Source organism: Enterobacter cloacae complex sp. SYL003, from assembly GCF_049236925.1.
GTDB classification, from domain to species: domain Bacteria; phylum Pseudomonadota; class Gammaproteobacteria; order Enterobacterales; family Enterobacteriaceae; genus Enterobacter; species Enterobacter intestinihominis.
Genome location: NZ_JBMKJK010000056.1, coordinates 1 through 1599, shown reverse-complemented (window position 1 = coordinate 1599; position 1599 = coordinate 1). Strand labels below are relative to the sequence as shown.

Below are 1599 nucleotides of genomic sequence, written 5' to 3'. Positions count from 1 at the left end.
GGTACCAACGCAGCGAGTTTGGCGATGAAGTCCAGCGGCTCGAAGATCACATGGGTGGTGCCATTGCGGTACGGAGTTTTGAGCTCGTAACGCACCTGCCCATTGGCGGTTAATGCCAGACGTTTTTCTGAAACCGCTGGCCGACTAATGTAGCGACACAAGCGCTCAAGCTTATCCCGCTGATGCGCTTCGGCCATCACACCGGCGTGTAGCGAGAAACCAGCATGGTTGGCTACTCGACTGCTTGAGTCGGCTTTATCCTCACGCCCTGGCAAGGTTTGCAGGGTGAAGACTTTGCGCCCTTGCTGGGGGCCGACGGCAATGCGATACGTAACCGAAGCACCATGTAATTGAGTCAGCGTATCGTCTTCGCCCTCTTCCAGTGTCAACCACGTATTCTCGGCATCACGCTCCAAAATCCCACGCTTTTCCATGCAGCGAGCGATGCGATGGCTGAGGGTGTGAGCGAGCGTATTCAGCTCATCGTAAGTGGGTGCCTTGACACGATGGAAGCGTTGCTTGCCATAGTCATCTTCGGCATAGACACCATCGAGAAACAGCATGTGGTAGTGGACATTGAGATTTAGCGCGGAGCCAAAGCGTTGGATAAGAGTCACTGAGCCAGTTTGTGCAGAGGCTTTGGTGTAACCGGCTTTTTTGATCAGATGAGTTGAGAGTGTACGATAGACGATACTCAAGACCTGGCCCATCAGCTGGGGATGGCGAGCCAGCAAAAAGCGTAGCTGGAAAGGAAAGCTGAGCACCCACTGGCGAATGGGCTCCTTGGGGAAGACTTCGTCTATCAGCAGCGCCGCACTCTCGGCCATCCGGCGGGCACCGCAGCTAGGGCAAAAGCCGCGTCGTTTACAGCTGAAGGCGACCAGACGCTCGTGATGACAATCCTCGCAGCGAACCCGCATGAAACCATACTCCAGACGGCCACATTGGAGGAGGTCGTTGAATTCTTGTTGGATGTAGCGAGGCAGGTGTTGACCTTGGGCTTCGAGTGAGGCTTTGAAGGCTGGGTAGTGCTGCTCAACCAGCTGGTAGAGCAGCGTCTGGTCGGGTTGGTGGCGTTCGTAACCGTTTGTTTGAGTGGGCGATTGACTCGCCGTGGCGTTCCTTGCCAGCGACATGGGTATCCTCCGCTGATACTGTGGTTATGTACAGTATCAGCGGCTTGCGTTCAGACGTCCAGTCTGGCCCTAGACATCGCTAAATGCTTAACCCGCAATAGCCCTCACGAGTTGTTATCAGCCACTACCGGTTGAGCGAGAAGGTTTTGGGTTCAGGGTGCTATTGCTCCACCAATCACAATACTGAAGCCCCAACTGTTATCAGTTGGGGCTTTTTCTTGTCTGTTTGCGGCGGTTGCGTTTTATCGGTAGTCGTCGAGCTCTGCACCATCCCACATAAGAGCTTAACGGTGCGATCTTCAACGCCATCACACAAAACTTTCTTTTTCACGCACAGTCAACTTATTGGATGTTTTATTAACAACCCAAAAGGAGATATTTAGCGGGCGGCCGGAAGGTGAATGCTAGGCATGATCTAACCCTCGGTCTCTGGCGTCGCGACTGCGAAATTTCGCGAGGGTTT

1 protein-coding gene is annotated in these 1599 nt (G+C 53.8%); it reads right to left on the bottom strand.

The features are described 5' to 3' along the window. The coding region (locus ACOT1A_RS24525) for an IS91-like element ISCR1 family transposase (RefSeq protein WP_250274172.1) at positions 1-1136 on the bottom strand (1136 nt) is incomplete at its 3' end. Positions 1137-1599 lie beyond the last annotated feature (463 nt).